Genomic DNA, 17,953 nt, shown 5'->3' with positions numbered 1-17,953 from the left:
TTATCTCGCGTCTGAGTATATCAGTACCTCCGCAGTGACCGGTCTGAAAACGACGCGCTGACGTTTAATTAGGATTAATACGCAAAAACTAAGGCGATAGTACCACTCGTTGAAACCGGGAGGTAAAGCTATCTGCTTAATACGCTGCGTTTGTTCATTCCGCAGACAGCATTAAACGCAAACGGCCACCGGCTCCCCAAACCTGGCATTGCCACTCGTCGCAATGCTGACTGATTTGATTCAGGTAAGTATTCCCCAGCGTTCCTAACGGGACACCGCTACTGATCTGTATTTGCTGATCGTGAGTATTTAATGTCGCGTTAAGGCCCGCTGACACCAAAATAAGGTTTTTTAATTCGCTGTGATAATAACCAACCAGCAGCGGGAACTGACCCGGCAAATTCGCCTGGCGAAGCAGCTGATTAACCTGTTTCAGCAAACTCCCCATTTCCGGTAGCTTTTGGCGCTGATGTGACAGTTGTTCCTGTAACAAACCATTGAACAGCGCCCGCAGTAATAATGCCGCCAGCACGCCGTTATTACCGGCGCGGGTAACATCAAGGCAATAAAAAGCGAGATCGCGCGATGAGAGCGGCGCGATATCAAGCACCAGTCCCGGTTTGTCCGCAGAGACAAGCTGCCGGTAGTTGACTTTACATCCCGACATTTGCTGCTGCACCGGCGGCTGTAATTCCTGCAACAATTTTGCGGCGGCCTGCGGATTGTCGACCAGCGCATCCCAGTCCTGAAACAGCCGTTCTTCTTCTTCAACCCGCGAATTAAACATATTGGGATACAGGCAGGCGAAGACGGTCTCTTTCAGCCGGTTGAGATCCTGGACGGGTTTAAGCAATACATCCTGGACGCCGAGTCGAAGCGCCCGGGCGATATCCGCCATGTTATCGGTGGCTGAAATGACCAGCACGGGCATTTGATTGCCGCTGTTACGTAAATGCTCTACCAGCTTGAGGCCATTCATGCGCGGCATAGCAATATCGCAAATCATAAGATCGGGCGATGTGCTCTTGAGATGCTCAAGTGCGACAATACCATCATCCGCAAGCAGCGTTTCCGCTCCCAGTGACGAGAGCCAGGAATCTAACAGCGAGCGGAAGACGGCCTCGTCTTCAACGATCAGTATCTGTTTTCCTGCCAACGGCTGCGTCATCTTCTCTCCCCTGCCCGACGATAATTAAATAGTGGCATGTTCTATCGCGAATCGCCTGTCAGATTTCACTGAACTCGAATAAAAAAGTCATATTCAGGCTATGAGCCTCACTAACGGCAACAGCTCGTCGATTTTTTTCTCTACGGCCAGTTGGCCTGCGGCGATCGCAGACTCAGCGCGATGAAAATCGAGTGTTGAAATTTGCGGGCATAGCGGTTGTAACAATATATCCGGCGGGTCACCCGCCATACGGTTACGTTTTAGCCGGTTCTCCAGCACCTGAATAGATGTGGTCATAATCTCCAGCGCGGTCGGCGCGGCAACGGCTTTCTTCGCCGTCATTTTCGCCAGCCGATCCCGCAGGCGCTCATGCCAGCGTAACGTGCTGGCCTTTTCGCCTTCGCTGTCACCCTCCACGGGGCTAATCGATAGCAGATCCTGCTGCATTAAATGCGCGTCATGCTGGAGGTCGACGGCAATGACGATATCGGCCCCCATTGCCCGCGCCAGCGAGACAGGAACCGGGTTTACCACGCCGCCGTCCACCAGCCAGTAGCCATTCCAGGCGATGGGCGACATCAACCCCGGTATGCTGCACGAGGCGCGCACCGCCAGATGTAAATCGCCTTCGGTAAACCATAACTCACGACCGGTGCTGAGGTTGGTCGCGACGGCGCCGAATTTCATCTGACAATCCGTGAAACGCGTGGCAGGCAAAACTTGTCGAAAGTGGTTAAAGACGCGTTCGCCACGCAATAATCCGCCGCGACGCCAGGAGAGATCCATCAGTTTGAGCACGTCCCAGTAGCTAAAGGAGCGCACCCATTGCTCAAGCTCACCCAGTTTGCCGCACGCATACGCCGCGCCAACCAGTGAGCCAATAGAGCATCCCGCGACGACATCAATCTGGATGCCGGCGCGCTGTAAAGCGTTTATCACACCGATGTGCGACCAGCCTCTGGCAGCGCCAGATCCCAAAGCCAGTCCAATTTTTATCGTTCTCATTACCTGGATTTTTGTCCCCCGGAACGACTGACGTAGCCACAGGGCTACAGCTCAGTTAACATAGCGCTACCCTGGCTTATAGGGCCGTTATTTTTATACAGGAAGAGAAATGTCATCACTCTGTCCCTGCGGTAGCGCTGTCGAGTATAGCCTATGTTGCCAGCCTTATCTCACTGGCGCTAAGGTTGCGCCAAATCCATCACATCTTATGCGTTCGCGTTATACCGCTTTTGTTGTAAAACAGGCAGATTATCTTATTCGTACCTGGCACCCCTCCTGCCATGCTGCGGCGTTTCGCGCCGACATCGAAGCCGGTTTCGCCAGTACGCAGTGGCTCGGCCTGACCGTCTATGAACAGTCTATGGAAAAAACGGGTACAGAAGGGTACGTCAGTTTTGTGGCTCGTTTCAATGAGAATGGCAAATCTGGCGCGATTATCGAACGTTCGAGATTCTTAAAAGAAGACGGCCAGTGGTACTATATCGACGGCACACGGCCACAATTTGGCCGCAACGATCCCTGCCCTTGCGGGTCAGGAAAGAAATTTAAAAAGTGCTGCGGGCAATAGCCCGACAGCGCCTAATGCAAACATCAACAGGATTCACCCGGCAATGCATTCATTACAACGTAAAGTTCTGCGCACTATCTGCCCTGACCAGAAAGGTCTCATCGCGCGTATCACCAATATTTGTTACAAGCACGAACTCAACATCGTGCAGAATAATGAGTTTGTCGATCATCGTACCGGGCGCTTTTTTATGCGTACCGAACTGGAAGGCATTTTCAACGACGCCACCTTGCTTGCCGACCTGGATAGCGCCCTGCCGGAAGGTTCCATTCGTGAACTTAACCCCGCAGGGCAGCGGCGTGTGGTGATCCTCGTCACAAAAGAGGCGCACTGTCTGGGCGATCTGCTGATGAAGGCCAACTACGGCGGCCTGGATGTCGAAATCGCCGCGGTGATCGGTAATCACGATACTCTGCGCACGCTGGTGGAGCGTTTTGATATTCCTTTTGAGCTGGTCAGCCATGAAGGCTTAACGCGTGAAGAGCATGATGAAAAGATGGCGCAGGCTATCGAAGCCCATCAGCCGGATTACGTTGTGCTAGCAAAGTATATGCGCGTTCTGACGCCTGGCTTTGTCGCCCGCTTCCCGAATAAGATTATTAATATTCACCACTCCTTCCTGCCAGCCTTTATTGGCGCGCGCCCTTATCATCAGGCGTATGAACGCGGAGTGAAGATCATCGGCGCCACGGCGCACTATGTGAATGATAATCTGGATGAGGGTCCGATCATTATGCAGGACGTTATCCATGTGGATCACACTTACACAGCTGAAGATATGATGCGCGCAGGCCGTGACGTAGAAAAAAATGTGCTCAGCCGCGCACTGTATCAGGTGCTGGCGCAGCGCGTGTTTGTATACGGCAACCGGACGATTATTCTTTAATCGCCAATAATATGAATTGATTAGCTTTAATCCGTTACGGATGAAAAGTACGCAACCAGTTCATTTTCCGTAAAGGAAGACTTTACAGCGGCGCGTCATTTGATATGATGCGCCCCGCTTCCCGCGAGGAAGCAGGCCAGTATAGTATTACCCCGTGGTGGGATTCCCGAGCGATCATAAGGGAGCTGACTGCAAATCTGCTGTCATCGACTTCGAAGGTTCGACTCGAGCGATAGTGAGAGAACGTTGCCGCAGGCAACGGCCCGAAGGGCGAGGCGCAACGCGCCGAGTAATCCTTCCTTATTATCGAATACGTATATGAAAGCATTACCCCGTGGTGGGGTTCCCGAGCGGCCAAAGGGAGCAGACTGTAAATCTGCCGTCATCGACTTCGAAGGTTCGAATCCTTCCCCCACCACCATTATTCACTACAGCAATGTAGTAACACCGGCAGGTAATCGTGATGTTTGCGCTGTCGGGAAGGGTAAGAACCTTCGATTAAGGTTCGAGTCGAGCGCAAGCGAGACAACGTTGCCCCAGGCAACGGCCCGAAGGGTGAGGAGCGAAGCGACGAATAATCCTTCCCCCACCACCATCTTCACGCTGTACCTCAAAATATGAATTACCCCTGGTGGGGTTCCCGAGCGGCCAAAGGGAGCAGACTGTAAATCTGCCGTCATCGACTTCGAAGGTTCGAATCCTTCCCCCACCACCATCTTCTTTTGAAAGCACTTCTTGCACGCAATGCACTCTTTATATTCCTCTCAGATCAAGAAAGGATGAGCTATGGCTTTAGCCTGTAGCGACGAAAAATCCTTCCCCTTTCACCTCTCTGTCATTTCCCGGCGCGTTTCTTCAACGTATATTCGGAAGGAAGCCTCCCGAATGCGGCTGTGCCTTATCCGGGCTACGAGTCAGGTAGCCCGGATAAGCGCAGCGCATCCGGGGTGTTTAGGGTGACTAGCGACGGGCCCGTACCAGCTGATAACGACGGGTTAAATACTCTACCGGCGCGCTCCAGATGTGTACCAGGCGCGAGAACGGGAACAGCACAAACAGCGTCATCCCCAGCACCAGATGGACCCGGAAGATAAAAGCGACCCCGTCAAGATGCTGAGAAGCGCCGCCGTGGAACGTCACCACTGACTGTGCCCATCCCACCAGTTTCATCATTTCACTGCCGTCCATATGCTGAGCAGAGAACGGAATCGTCAGCAGCCCCAGCGTACATTGCACCATCAGCAGCGTCAGGATGAGGATATCCGCGCCGGTAGTGGTGGCGCGCACGCGGGGGCTGAACAGACGGCGTTTTAGCAGCAACAGGCCCCCCACCAGCGTCATCAAACCGCAGGCGCCGCCGGCGACCATCGCCAGCTTTTGCTTCACATCGATAGGCAAAAACGACTCATACATCCAGTGCGGCGTCAGCATCCCGACCAGATGCCCGGCAAAAATCCCCAGAATGCCGATATGGAACAGGTTCGACGCCAGGTTCATCCCTTTGCGATCGAGCATCTGGCTGGAGCCAGCACGCCAGGTGTACTGGCCGTAGTCATAGCGTAACCAGCTGCCGACAAGAAATATCGTACCCGCGATATAGGGATAGATATCAAAGAAGAACATATTCAGGAAGTGCATTATTGCTGTCCTCCGGTGGTGATATTCAGATATTGCGGCGCGACGGCCCCTGCGAAACGGCGCTGGTGTGCGGTGATATCGGACTCGCCACACCCCCGATCGGCGAAAAATTTCACCTGCTCCTCTTCCCAGACCGCATCAAGGGCCTGCGGCGTATCGTCCCGCGCTTCGTCGGCGATTTTTTCCACTACCTTTTGCTTGTCGATAGCGGCGTTCGCCAGCGCCAGTAACAGGTCAAACAGCACCGCGTAGCGGCTTTCACGCTGCTGCAGGCGCGCGCCAAGCAGGGCAAGAATTGGCGCGATGTCCTGCAGGCCGCCCAGCGCCTCCGCGGGCGGCAGCTGCGCCAGATACTCCAGATAGAGCGGCAGATGGTCCGGCAGTTCGCGGCTATCCAGCACTAAACCCTGCTGCTCATACTGCGCCAGCAGATCCACCATCGCCTGCCCCCGGTCGCGGGATTCGCCATGAACATGCTCGAACAGCAATAATGACGTGGCGCGACCGCGATCGAACAGCTCGCTGTAGCTGGCCTGCGCATCCAGCGGCTCCTGCGCAATCAGCTGGCGCACGAATGACGCCAGCGCCTGCGTCTGTTCAGCCGTCAAATGCTGAGCGTCGGCCAGCGCATCCATAAGCTCCTGCTGATGCTGCCAGAGGGCAGCATCCGGATACTCAAGCAGACGGGAGACGATCAGGAGTTCAATCATGAGCGCGTCTCCGTTTTGGTGGTGACATCAATGGCGTCAATACGGCGGCTGTTGAACAGGTTGAACTTGCTGTCGGAACCGTGGCAGCCGTCGCCGAAGGTAAAGCCGCAGCCGCTCTTCTCCGGGAAGGCGTCGCGGGCCAGTTCGCGGTGGCTGCTCGGCACCACAAAACGATCTTCATAGTTGGCGATGGCCAGATAGCGATACATCTCCTGAGCCTGCGCTTCGCTTAAGCCCACCTCTTCCAGCGCGCGGGTATCCGCTTTACCGTCCACGGTCTCCGCACGTTTGTAGTGGCGCATCGCCAGCATCCGTTTCAGCGCCAGCAGCACCGGCTGGGTGTCGCCCGCCGTCAGCAGGTTTGCCAGGTACTGAACCGGAATACGCAGGCTGTCCACGTCCGGCAGAATGCCGTTGCTGCCCAGCTCGCCCGCATCGGCGGCGGACTGAATCGGCGACAGCGGCGGCACGTACCAGACCATCGGCAGGGTGCGGTATTCCGGGTGCAACGGCAGCGCCAGTTTCCAGTCCATCGCCATTTTGTACACCGGCGACATTTGCGCCGCGTCAATCACGCTTTGCGGCACGCCGTCTTTCAGCGCCTGCGCAATCACCGCCGGGTCGTTCGGATCGAGGAACACGTCCAGCTGGCGCTGATACAGGTCTTTCTCGTTTTCGGTGCTGGCGGCATTTTCAATTGCATCGGCGTCATAGAGCAGCACGCCGAGGTAGCGGATGCGGCCGACGCAGGTTTCGGAGCAGACGGTCGGCTGACCGGCTTCGATACGCGGGTAGCAGAAGATGCATTTCTCGGATTTACCGCTCTTCCAGTTGAAGTAGATTTTTTTGTACGGGCAGCCGGTGATGCACATCCGCCAGCCGCGGCATTTGTCCTGGTCGATCAGCACGATGCCGTCTTCTTCACGCTTGTAAATCGCGCCGCTCGGACAGGTCGCCACGCACGCCGGGTTCAGACAGTGCTCGCACAGGCGCGGCAGGTACATCATGAAGGTGTTTTCGAACTGGCCGTACATCGCCTTCTGCATGTTGTCGAAGTTCTTATCTCTGGCGCGTTTTTCAAACTCGCCGCCGAGGATCTCCTCCCAGTTCGGGCCGCTGGTGATTTTGTCCAGACGCTGGCCGGTGATCAGCGAGCGCGGACGGGCGATCGGCTGGTGCTTGCTTTCCGGCGCGGTGTGCAGGTTCTGGTAGTCGTAGTCAAACGGCTCGTAGTAATCATCGATACCCGGCAGATGCGGGTTAGCGAAAATTTTACCCAGCAGCATTGGACGGTTGCCCATGCGCGGTTGCAGCTTGCCGTTAACTTTGCGGATCCAGCCGCCCTTCCATTTGTCCTGGTTTTCCCACTCGTTGGGGAAGCCGACGCCCGGCTTGCTTTCCACGTTGTTGAACCACGCGTACTCCATGCCTTCGCGGCTGGTCCAGACGTTTTTACAGGTGACTGAGCAGGTGTGGCAGCCGATGCATTTATCAAGGTTCAGCACCATGCCGACTTGTGAACGAATTTTCATTTTACGCTCTCCTGTACCTGGTCGTTGCCTTCGCCGTCTAACCAGTTAATGTTCTTCATCTTGCGCACCACTACGAACTCATCACGGTTCGAGCCGACGGTGCCGTAGTAGTTAAAGCCGTAGGCCAGCTGCGCGTAGCCGCCAATCATGTGCGTCGGCTTAAGGCTGATACGGGTCACCGAGTTATGAATACCGCCGCGCTGGCCGGTAATTTCTGAGCCCGGCAGGTTCACGATGCGCTCCTGTGCGTGGTACATCATGGTCATTCCGGCTGGCACACGCTGGCTCACCACCGCGCGGGCGGTCAGCGCGCCGTTGCTGTTAAACACTTCAATCCAGTCGTTATCTTCAATACCTAACTCTTTGGCATCGGCTTCGCTCATCCAGACAATCGGCCCGCCGCGTGACAGCGTCAGCATCAGCAGGTTGTCGCTGTAGGTGGAGTGGATACCCCACTTCTGGTGCGGCGTCAGAAAGTTCAGCGCTTTCTCCGGGTTGCCGTTGGACTTCTCGCCCATCACCGCCTTCACGGAGCGGGTGTCGATGGGCGGACGGTACACCAGCAGGCTCTCGCCGAAATCACGCATCCACTGATGATCCTGATACAGCTGCTGGCGACCAGTAAGGGTGCGCCATGGGATAAGCTCATGCACGTTGGTGTAACCGGCGTTATAGGAGACGTGCTCGTCTTCCAGGCCTGACCAGGTCGGGCTGGAGATGATCTTACGCGGCTGCGCCTGGATATCGCGGAAGCGGATTTTCTCCTCTTCTTTATTGGTCGCCAGATGGGTATGGTCGCGGCCGGTAAACTCGCTCAGCGCCGCCCAGGCTTTTACCGCTACCTGACCGTTGGTCTCCGGTGCCAGCGTCAGGATCATTTCCGCCGCGTCAATCGCCGTGTTGAGCATCGGCTGACCTTTCGCCGGGCCGTCGGCCTTGGTGTAGTTGAGCTTGCGCAGCAGGTCCATTTCGCTCTGGGTGTTCCAGGCGATGCCTTTGCCGCCGTTGCCGATTTTCTCCATCAGCGGGCCGATGGAGGTAAAGCGTTCATACGTTGCCGGGTAGTCACGTTCAACGGTCATGATGTGCGGCGCGGTCACGCCTGGGATCAGGTCGCACTCGCCTTTTTTCCAGTCCTTCACGTCCAGCGGCTGCGCCAGTTCGGCGCTTGAGTCGTGCTGAATCGGCAGCGTCACCACGTCGGTTTCTTTGCCTAAGTGGCCGACGCACACTTCGGAGAATTTCTTCGCGATACCTTTGTAGATTTCCCAGTCGCTTTTCGATTCCCACGCCGGATCGACGGCCGCAGACAGCGGATGAATAAACGGATGCATATCCGAGGTATTCATATCGTCTTTTTCATACCAGGTAGCGGTTGGCAGCACGATGTCAGAGTAGAGACAGGTGCTCGACAGACGGAAGTCCAGCGTCACCACCAGATCCAGCTTGCCGTCGAGGCCGTTATCGACCCACTCCACCTCTTCTGGCTTCACCGCCCCCTGCTGACCGAGATCTTTGCCCTGGATACCGTTTTCAGTACCGAGCAGATATTTCAGCATGTACTCGTGGCCCTTCCCGGATGAACCCAGCAGGTTAGAACGCCAGACAAACAGGTTACGCGGGTGGTTTTTACCGTTATCAGGCTGTTCAGCCGCAAAACGCAGAGTGCCTTCTTTCAGCGATTTAACGGTGTAATCGACCGGCGTCATGCCCGCTTTTTTTGCCGCTTCGGCGATAGTCAGCGGGTTGGTGCCCAGCTGCGGCGCGGACGGCAGCCAGCCCATGCGTTCAGCGCGCACGTTAAAGTCGATAAGGCTGCCGCTGTAGCGAGATTTATCCGCCAGCGGCGAGAGCAGCTCCTGCGCCGTCAGGGTTTCATAGCGCCACTGCCCGGAGTGGTTATAAAAGTACGATGTGCTGTTCATGTGGCGCGGCGGACGCTGCCAGTCAAGAGCAAACGCCAGCGGCTGCCAGCCGGTCTGCGGACGCAGTTTTTCCTGGCCGACATAGTGCGCCCAGCCGCCGCCGCTCTGGCCGATACAGCCGCAGAACACCAGCATATTGATCAGGCCGCGGTAGTTCATGTCCATATGGAACCAGTGGTTCATGCCCGCGCCGACGATAATCATCGAACGGCCATGGGTTTTATCGGCGTTATCCGCAAATTCCCTGGCGGTGCGGATGATATGCGCGCGAGACACGCCGGTAATTTGCTCCGCCCAGGCCGGCGTGTAGGCTTTAATATCGTTATAGCTGCTGGCGCAGTTCTCATCATTCAGACCACGATCCAGCCCGTAGTTCGCCATCGTCAGGTCGTAAACGGTGGTGACCAGCGCGCTGCTGCCATCCGCCAGCTGCAGGCGTTTTACCGGCAGTTTATGCAGCAGGACATTGTCCAGCTCAACCTTGTTGAAATGGGCCGACGCTTCGCCGCCAAAGTAGGGGAAGCCGACGCTTGCAATCTCATCGTGGCTGCCGAGCAGGCTCAGCTGCAGTTCTGTTTCCGCGCCGCTCGCGCCGTCGCGCTGCTCAAGATTCCATTTCCCTTTTTCACCCCAGCGGAAGCCGATAGAGCCGTTTGGCGCGGTCAGCTCGCCGCTGGCGTTAACGGCGACGGTTTTCCATTCCGGGTTATTTTGCTGGCCCAGCGCATCCACCAGGTCGGCGGCGCGCAGCATCCGCCCTGCGGCGAAATACCCCTCACGCTCCTCCAGCATGACCAGCATCGGCATGTCGGTGTAACGACGCACGTAATCGCTAAAGTACTGGCTCGGTTTATCGAGGTGGAACTCGCGCAGCATCACATGGCCCATCGCCATAGCAAGCGCGGAGTCGGTGCCCTGCTTCGGCGCCAGCCACAGATCGCACAGCTTGGCGATCTCCGCATAGTCAGGGGTAATTGCCACGGTCTTGGTCCCCTTGTAGCGCACTTCGGTAAAGAAGTGGGCGTCCGGGGTACGGGTCTGCGGCACGTTGGAGCCCCAGGCGATGATATAGCTGGAGTTGTACCAGTCGGCGGATTCCGGTACGTCGGTTTGCTCGCCCCAGGTCTGCGGAGACGCGGGCGGCAGATCGCAGTACCAGTCGTAGAAGCTCAGGCAGGTGCCGCCAATCAGCGAGAGATAACGCGCCCCGGAAGCATAAGAGACCATCGACATCGCCGGGATCGGCGAGAAGCCCGCTACGCGGTCCGGACCGTAGGTTTTGACGGTATAAACGTTCGAGGCGGCGATCAGCTCGTTAACTTCCTGCCAGGAGGAACGCACGAAGCCGCCGCGTCCGCGCGCCTGCTTGAAGCTTTTGGCCTTGTCAGCGTCTTCGATAATGGACGCCCAGGCCGTGACCGGATCGCTGTGCTGCGCTTTTGCTTCACGCCACATCTTCATCAGGCGTTTACGCATTAACGGGTATTTCAGCCGGTTGGCGCTGTAGAGATACCAGGAGTAGCTCGCGCCGCGTGGACAGCCGCGCGGCTCGTGGTTCGGCATATCAGGACGGGTACGCGGGTAGTCGGTCTGCTGGGTTTCCCAGGTCACGAGACCGTTTTTGACATAAATTTTCCAGCTGCAGGAGCCGGTGCAGTTCACCCCGTGGGTAGAACGCACGATTTTATCGTGCTGCCAGCGGCTTCTGTATCCATCCTCCCAGTCCCGATTGGTTTCGAGAAGCTGGCCGTGCCCATCGGCAAAGGTTTCGCCCTTCTGCTTGAAGTAGCGAAACCGGTCCAGGAATTTACTCATCTGGGTTCTCCTGTATGGAGCCTGACGGCTCTCTGATAAATCGACATTGCTCAAGTCGGCTGAACTGCATCTGCGGCGAAATTAACGCTCTGAAAGGTGACGAGAATTGATGGCGATCAAGACGCACCGCGGTGAGAAAAAGCGGCAATCCGTTAACTACCCCTAAAGGGGAATAAAGCCTTAATTTCTAGTGAATTGATAAATAAGCTATTTTTACAAATACGTACTATTATTGCGGGTAAAGGCATCCGGCGTGGGTATTAAGGGGTAGGTCCCTTTGCTCAGCCGGCATCCGGCGCTGATGCAGACAACACACCCTTTTAGTATGTTGTAACTAAGTGCGAAATAAAAAAAGCGCGGGTTGCCCCGCGCAATGGATAATCAAACGTTACTTTTTATTGGAATGTCGGCCATAGATAGCCCATGTGATCACCACACAGGCGATGTAGAAGACAAGGAACACTTTCATTGCCCCGGCGGGCGAACCGGTCAGCGCCAGCGACGTGCCAAACGCTTTGGGGATAAAGAAGCCGCCAATCGCGCCGATGGCGGAGATAAAGCCTAACGCAGCCGCAGTCTCCGTCGCCGCTTCACGCATTGCGATCTCTTCGCTCCCCCCCTGGCTTTTCACCCGCTCCAGCGTCAGCTTGCGAAAAATCACCGAAATCATCTGGAAGGTGGAGCCACTGCCCAGCCCGGCGGTAAGAAAGAGCATCAGGAATACGGCAAAGAAAGCCATAAAGTTGCCGTCTGCGCCCTGGGAAGGCAGGGTCAGGAACAGCAGCGCGCTGAACACGGCCATCAGCACAAAGTTCACCAGCGTGACGCGCGTACCGCCCAGCCGGTCCGAGATCGCGCCGCCAGCGGAACGTGCAAGCGCCCCCACTAGCGGCCCGCAGAAGGCGAAGTGCAGAATGTTCACCTCAGGAAACTGGGCCTTTGAGAGCATCGCAAACCCGGCAGAGAAGCCGATAAACGAGCCGAAGGTCGCCAGATAAAGGAAGCTCATGATCCACAGATGTTTGCGCTTAAGTACCGGCAGTTGGGCGCGTAATGACGCTTTCGAGGTCGCCAGTTCGTTCATACCAAACCAGGCGGCCAGGGTGAACACCGCAAGGAACGGTACCCACACCCAGGCGGCATTCGCCAGGTAGATAACGGTGCCATCCGCCTGCGTTACCCCCGTCGCGCCAAAGACCGCGAACATAGAGACGGAAATCGCCAGCGGCGCGAACAGCTGCATAACGCTGACGCCGAGATTGCCCAGGCCGCCATTAATGCCCAGCGCCCCGCCCTGCTTCTGCTTGGGAAAGAAGAAGCTGATATTTGCCATGCTGGAAGCAAAGTTCGCCCCGGCAAAACCGCACAGCAAGGCAATAACCATAAACGTGCTAAAAGGGGTAGAGGTATCCTCAACGGCAAACCCCAGCCAGACGCAGGGGATAATCAAGATGCCCGTGCTGAGCGCGGTCCAGCGGCGACCGCCGAACACCGGCACCATAAACGAGTAAGGCACGCGCAGCAGCGCGCCGGAGACGGACGGCAACGCCGTCAGCATAAACAGCTGATCGGTAGAAAACTGAAAGCCCACCTTATTGAGATTTACCGCAACGGCGCTAAACAACATCCAGACGCAAAATGCCAGCAACAGGCAGGGGACGGAAATCCACAGGTTACGGCTGGCGACGCCGTGGCCTGACTGCTGCCAGAAAAGGGGATCTTCGGGACGCCAGTCGGTTATTACCCGGCTGGCAACCTTCTGGGGGGTTGTAGAGTGGCTCATAGACACCTCTGATTATCAATTCGACGCCTGCCACATTAGTTTTTACGCCGCTTTCTAAGTTGATATAAATCAATGGAAAAGTGGGTCGTTGAGTGCGCAAAAAAACAGCATGCTCATTAATGAGTAGGTGTTATTGCCAAAAAAAGTGTGGTTTTTCACGGGGCTGTGCGAAGCGGAAAAAGCCCTTCTTACGTCATGGGTATACGCAACGATAAAGGAGTACTCCGTTTTAGGTATGGGTATACCCCAGGGGATGGCGGACAATACCGCACATCCTTTGTTGACGCCGCCGGGAGCCTTGCCAGTTATGCTAAAACGCCTGTTCACCCCGCTTTCGCTGGTTAACCAGATCGCGCTTATGATGCTGCTTTCCACCGTCATCGGCATTGGGGGAATGGCCATTTCCGGCTGGCTGGTGCAAGGCATTCAGGGCAGCGCGCATGCCATTAACAAAGCGGGCTCCATGCGGATGCAGAGTTACCGTCTGCTGGCCGCCGTTCCTTTGCAAACCGCGGACGAAAAGTTATTGCAGGAAATGGAGCGTACCGCCTTTAGCGCTGAACTTACCGAGGCCGCCGCGCGCGACGGCCAGCAGGCACGGCTTGAGGCATTGCAAAGCGACTGGCGGCGCGAACTGGCCCCTGCGCTGCGAAGCGCAACGTCGCCGCAGCCGGTTGCTCAGCAGGTTAACGCCTGGGTCGGGCGGATCGACGCCCTGGTCACCGCCTTCGATCACAACACTGAGCAGCGGGTCGCCAGAGTGGTTATCGTCCACCGCGTGATGGCGATTCTGATGGGGCTGCTGCTGATTTTTACCGTCCTCTGGCTGCGTGCCCGCCTGTTCCAGCCCTGGGAGCAACTGCTGAAAATGGCTCAGGCAGTGAGCCAGCGCAATTTTACCCGCCGGGCGCAAATCAGCGGACGCAACGAAATGGCCACCCTTGGCGACGCGCTGAATAATATGTCAGCGGAACTGGCGGAAAGCTACGCTGTACTGGAACAGCGCGTGCAGGAGAAAACCGCCGGCCTTGAGCAAAAAAACGCGATCCTCTCTTTTTTGTGGCAGGCCAACCATCGGCTGCATTCGCGCATCCCGCTCTGCGAGCGGCTTTCGCCGGTGCTCAATGGTCTACAAAAGCTCACCTTACTGCACGATATCGAACTGCGCGTCTACGACATGGAAGATGAGCAGAATCATCAGGATTTTACCTGCCAGTCCACCGCCAGCTGCGACGACCGGGGCTGTAACCTGTGTCCACGCGGCCTTCCTGCCGCGCCCCCCGGCGCGTCTACGCTGAAATGGCGACTGGCGGATGCCCATACCCAGTATGGCCTGCTGCTGGCGCAGCTTCCTGCCGGTAAACATCTCAGCCACGATCAGCAGCAGCTGGTGGACACGCTGGTGGAGCAACTCACCGCGACGCTGGCGCTGGATCGTCACCAGGAGCATCAACAGCAGTTAATGGTGATGGAGGAGCGCGCCACTATTGCCCGCGAGCTGCACGACTCCATCGCCCAGTCCCTCTCCTGTATGAAGATGCAGGTCAGCTGCCTGCAGATGCAGGGAGGGAGCCTGCCCGAGAGCAGCCAGCAGCTTCTGGGGCAGATTCGTAACGAGCTCAACACCTCCTGGGCGCAGCTGCGTGAACTGCTGACCACCTTCCGCCTGCAGCTTACCGAGCCCGGCCTGCGTCCGGCGCTGGAAAGTAGCTGCCTTGAGTTCAGCGCCCGCTTTGGTTTCCAGGTGGTTTTTGATTATCAGCTGCCGCCGCGGCTGGTGCCGACCCACCAGGCCATTCACCTGTTACAGATAGCCCGCGAGGCCCTGAGCAATGCGCTTAAACACTCCGGCGCCAGCGAGGTGACCGTTACGGTGAGCCAGCAGGATAAGCGGGTGATGCTGCGCGTCAGGGATAACGGCTGCGGCGTGCCGGAAAACGCTGAAAGGACAAACCATTACGGATTGATTATTATGCGCGACCGTGCGCAAAGTTTACGTGGCGATTGTCAGGTGCGGCGACGCGAGTCCGGCGGCACCGATGTTATTGTTACGTTTATTCCCGAAAATCTTCTCTCACCCGTGCAAGGAGATAACCATGACTAATCAGGAAGCGGCCACCATTCTGCTTATCGACGACCATCCGATGCTGCGTACCGGGGTAAAACAGCTTATCAGCATGTCGCCGGAAATTACCGTTGTCGGCGAAGCCAGTAATGGCGAACAGGGCATTGAACTGGCGGAGGCGCTGGACCCGGACCTGATTCTTCTCGATCTGAATATGCCGGGGATGAACGGCCTTGAGACGCTGGATAAGCTGCGTGAGAAGAGCCTCTCCGGGCGGGTTGTGGTGTTCAGCGTCTCCAACCACGAAGAAGATGTCGTCACCGCCTTAAAACGGGGAGCGGATGGCTATCTGCTCAAGGACATGGAGCCGGAAGATCTGCTTAAGGCGCTGCAACAGGCCGCCGCGGGGGAAATGGTGCTGAGCGAAGCGCTGACGCCGGTACTGGCTGCCAGCCTGCGTGCCAACCGCTCCACCTCCGAGCGTGATATCAACCAGTTGACGCCCCGCGAGCGCGACATCCTCAAGCTGATCGCCCAGGGACTGCCCAATAAAATGATCGCCCGCCGGCTGGATATCACCGAAAGCACGGTAAAAGTCCACGTTAAGCATATGCTGAAAAAGATGCGCCTCAAATCCCGCGTTGAGGCAGCGGTGTGGGTGCATCAGGAACGCATTTTTTAACGCTCAGGGCGCGGCGATTTCCCAGCCCGGCGCCGCATCCGGCGTCGCGGTGACCGGCGGCGTCAGCCTGAGCACGATTTCATTAGAGGAGACGTGCTGGCCTTTTTCATCCTCGACCACCACCGATAGCCGCCACTGGTTTGTGGCCCCGTCGCTCTCATCCCAACGCGGCATGATAATGGTCCAGCCGTCGGCGCTGGCCAGGCTTGCCGGCGGCGTCAGACTGAGCGCCTGCGTATCGCCCTGCCAGTTGAGTTCGCGGACGCCATGCGTGCTGTGAATTTGCAGTTTAAGCGCCACCGTCTCGCCGGGCTGCAGATCCCAGGGCGGCGTGGCGAGAAAGACCGACAGCGTTTTGCGCTGGCGGTACTCAAAGACCGGGGCTGAGTTGCGCGCCGGGCTGTCATAGCGGGTGCCGCGCAGCGAGGTCACATTGTCCAGCTCACTGGCGGAGAGTTGTTTCCACAGCGGCACGCCGAAACGGTAATTCAGCTTGAGGCCCAGATCGTTCTGGCTCTCGCCGCTCTCCCCCTGTTTATGGTGCGCGGAGAGCGTGACCAGAGGCACCGGGGTATAATTGACCCCCACTTTCACCGCCACCGGGTTATGGTAGCCGGTGCCGGAATCAAACAGATCCACGTTCTCGCCAAAATACTGTTCGACGCTGAGGCTGGTATCGATCTGCCGCCAGAAGGGCAGCCGCGCCTGGGCCGTAATATCGTACCCCCGCGCCATGCGCTGCTGCTGCGTGGCGGTGCTGTAATCCCAGCCGGACAGCGGCTGATAATAGTTGGCGGAAAAACGCAGCGACTCGCCCCATACCTCGCCGCCGAGACCGGCACGCGACAGATTGTCGTCAATCAGGTTGTCGTAAAAAGTGTTATAGCCCAGAAGCCAGCCACCGGCCCGCCAGCGCTGGCCGACCCCGACATTACCCACCAGCCCGTCATCCTGCTGCGTCAGGCCAAGCTGGCTCCAGCTCAGATAGCGATTGTTATCCTGCAACGGCACAAACCAGTCGCCGTGGCTGCCGGTAAAGCCCCCTTCGTCATCCACTTTCACATCGACCGTCGCGTTGCCCCACGGCGAGAGCCACGATTCTAGATGCTGGTTAACTTCGTCGCTAACGACATCGCGCAGCTGGCCGAACGCGAACTGCCGCGCCTGCGCGCCCGCATCAAGCCCGTTATCGGTCATGCTGGCCTCGCCAAAGGCTTTTGCCATCTCGGCCAGATGTTTTTCCGCGCTGCCGTTTTCCGGCGCCATGCCAAGATCCGGCAGACTATCGCCGTTGTTATCGAAGGGGTTTTGCGCCTGCTTTACGTAGTCGTGCGGCGTATCGCTGACCGGCGCATCAAGGGCGCTTCCCGCCAGCGGCAAGAATAACAAGAGTAAAAAAGAGGGTGAAAACCAACGCATCACGTTTTTTGCGGTCGCTCCGGGCTGAGGGTAAAGGCATCGCCAGTCGTTCAGGGTAGCTTTTTCAGGCTCTAATTTCAGCCCCGGGGGAAATTTCAGGAAAATCCTTAACCTTCCCGCTTCGTCGGGGCTACAGTTATATGACCGCTGACGAGTGAGATACCATCATGATGAAAACCGTGAAATGGGCGTTGTGCTGTGCGCTTTTTAGCTACGGCACGGCGGCCAGCGCCAACGATATTTTCCAGCTGCAGTCCCCCGCTTTTGGGGATAACGCGCTTATGGAGAAAAAGTTTGCCGGCAATGCTGACAACAACCCCAACTGTACGGGTGAGAATATATCGCCTGCGCTGGTGTGGAACAATCCTCCGGTCAATACCAAAAGTTTCGCGCTGGTGGTCCATGACCCGGAAGGCGCGAAAGGGCTGGGCGTCACGCATCTGGTAGCCTATAACATCTCGCCGTCCGCTACCGGCTTTGCCGAAAATGACCTGCGCGACGGCAAAGGCTATACCGGCGGCAAAAACACCCCTGGCAATCTGCGCTGGCATGGCCCCTGCCCGCCTCCGGGTAGCGGCGCGCACCATTACACCTTCACGCTGATAGCCACCAGTCTCGCCCCTGACCTTCCCGAAGGGCTGGATCGCGACGCGCTTTTCGGCAAGCTTAAGGGCCATACCCTGGCAGCGGCCGGGCTGATTGGCCGCTTCGGCCAGTAAAGCGGACCACGGAGAGACAACGGCGCTTACCCGTCAGC

13 protein-coding genes, 2 tRNA genes and 2 other RNA genes are annotated in these 17,953 nt (G+C 57.2%); 9 read left to right on the top strand and 8 right to left on the bottom strand.

The window, feature by feature from the left end; all coding sequences use genetic code 11:
- Positions 1–154 precede the first annotated feature (154 nt).
- Positions 155–1,168, bottom strand: a complete 1,014-nt coding sequence (gene rssB, locus ENTHG_RS04850) for a two-component system response regulator RssB (protein WP_044174864.1) — start codon at positions 1,166–1,168, stop codon at positions 155–157.
- Between the two features lie 93 nt (positions 1,169–1,261).
- A complete protein-coding gene (gene rssA, locus ENTHG_RS04845) occupies positions 1,262–2,173 on the bottom strand; it encodes a patatin-like phospholipase RssA (protein WP_044174853.1) in 912 nt (303 codons plus the stop codon).
- Between the two features lie 109 nt (positions 2,174–2,282).
- On the opposite strand from rssA, the gene ENTHG_RS04840 reads away from it, so the two are divergent.
- From ENTHG_RS04840 to ENTHG_RS04825, 6 genes are all read left to right on the top strand, one after another.
- The gene (locus tag ENTHG_RS04840; protein ID WP_071825804.1) at positions 2,283–2,741 is read left to right on the top strand and encodes a YchJ family protein; all 459 of its coding nucleotides are present in this window, start codon (positions 2,283–2,285) and stop codon (positions 2,739–2,741) included.
- Positions 2,742–2,784: 43 nt separating this feature from the next.
- Positions 2,785–3,627, top strand: a complete 843-nt coding sequence (gene purU / locus ENTHG_RS04835) for a formyltetrahydrofolate deformylase (RefSeq protein ID WP_044174847.1) — start codon at positions 2,785–2,787, stop codon at positions 3,625–3,627.
- Between the two features lie 165 nt (positions 3,628–3,792).
- Positions 3,793–3,937, top strand: a non-coding RNA gene (locus tag ENTHG_RS24025) — RtT sRNA.
- A gap of 26 nt (positions 3,938–3,963) precedes the next feature.
- Positions 3,964–4,048, top strand: a tRNA-Tyr gene (locus tag ENTHG_RS04830).
- A 42-nt stretch (positions 4,049–4,090) separates the two neighbouring features.
- Positions 4,091–4,222, top strand: a non-coding RNA gene (locus ENTHG_RS24020) — RtT sRNA.
- A 35-nt stretch (positions 4,223–4,257) separates the two neighbouring features.
- A tRNA-Tyr gene (locus tag ENTHG_RS04825) sits at positions 4,258–4,342 on the top strand.
- Positions 4,343–4,587: 245 nt separating this feature from the next.
- Here the strand turns inward: ENTHG_RS04825 and narI are convergent.
- The 5 genes from narI to ENTHG_RS04800 all read right to left on the bottom strand — a co-directional run bounded on the left by narI (position 4,588) and on the right by ENTHG_RS04800 (position 13,030).
- Complete coding sequence (gene narI, locus ENTHG_RS04820) at positions 4,588–5,265, bottom strand: respiratory nitrate reductase subunit gamma (RefSeq protein WP_044174844.1); 678 nt, start codon at positions 5,263–5,265, stop codon at positions 4,588–4,590.
- The gene (gene narJ, locus ENTHG_RS04815) at positions 5,265–5,975 is read right to left on the bottom strand and encodes a nitrate reductase molybdenum cofactor assembly chaperone (RefSeq protein ID WP_044174841.1); all 711 of its coding nucleotides are present in this window, start codon (positions 5,973–5,975) and stop codon (positions 5,265–5,267) included. The genes narI and narJ overlap by 1 nt, the downstream gene beginning before the upstream one ends.
- Positions 5,972–7,507 (bottom strand): nitrate reductase subunit beta, encoded by a 1,536-nt coding sequence (gene narH / locus ENTHG_RS04810; protein WP_044174834.1) that lies wholly within the window; start codon positions 7,505–7,507, stop codon positions 5,972–5,974. Before narH ends, narJ begins: the two co-directional genes overlap by 4 nt.
- Positions 7,504–11,247 carry a nitrate reductase subunit alpha gene (locus ENTHG_RS04805; RefSeq protein ID WP_044174831.1) on the bottom strand — a complete coding sequence of 1,248 codons (3,744 nt, stop codon included), beginning with the start codon at positions 11,245–11,247 and terminating at the stop codon, positions 7,504–7,506. Before ENTHG_RS04805 ends, narH begins: the two co-directional genes overlap by 4 nt.
- 388 nt (positions 11,248–11,635) lie before the next feature.
- The gene (locus ENTHG_RS04800) at positions 11,636–13,030 is read right to left on the bottom strand and encodes a NarK family nitrate/nitrite MFS transporter (protein ID WP_044174828.1); all 1,395 of its coding nucleotides are present in this window, start codon (positions 13,028–13,030) and stop codon (positions 11,636–11,638) included.
- 307 nt (positions 13,031–13,337) lie between these two features.
- Between ENTHG_RS04800 and narX the strand changes: the two genes are divergently transcribed.
- Together narX and narL are read left to right on the top strand one after the other, a co-directional pair.
- A complete protein-coding gene (gene narX, locus ENTHG_RS04795; RefSeq protein WP_044174825.1) occupies positions 13,338–15,134 on the top strand; it encodes a nitrate/nitrite two-component system sensor histidine kinase NarX in 1,797 nt (598 codons plus the stop codon).
- Entirely contained in the window at positions 15,127–15,777 is a 651-nt protein-coding gene (gene narL / locus ENTHG_RS04790; protein ID WP_044174811.1) for a two-component system response regulator NarL, read from the top strand. Before narX ends, narL begins: the two co-directional genes overlap by 8 nt.
- 3 nt (positions 15,778–15,780) lie before the next feature.
- On the opposite strand, the gene ENTHG_RS04785 is transcribed toward narL, so the two are convergent.
- Positions 15,781–17,196, bottom strand: a complete 1,416-nt coding sequence (locus ENTHG_RS04785; protein ID WP_044174798.1) for a YchO/YchP family invasin — start codon at positions 17,194–17,196, stop codon at positions 15,781–15,783.
- Between the two features lie 167 nt (positions 17,197–17,363).
- Here ENTHG_RS04785 and ENTHG_RS04780 point away from each other — a divergent pair, with 167 nt between their 5' ends.
- On the top strand, positions 17,364–17,915 hold the full coding sequence (locus ENTHG_RS04780) for a YbhB/YbcL family Raf kinase inhibitor-like protein (protein ID WP_187371630.1): 552 nt from the start codon (positions 17,364–17,366) through the stop codon (positions 17,913–17,915).
- The last annotated feature ends 38 nt before the right edge of the window (positions 17,916–17,953 follow it).

It is taken from the genome of Phytobacter massiliensis JC163, assembly GCF_000321045.1.
GTDB classification, from domain to species: domain Bacteria; phylum Pseudomonadota; class Gammaproteobacteria; order Enterobacterales; family Enterobacteriaceae; genus Phytobacter_A; species Phytobacter_A massiliensis.
The sequence above is the reverse complement of the archived record's forward strand: the minus strand, read 5'-3'. Positions and strand labels throughout refer to the sequence as shown.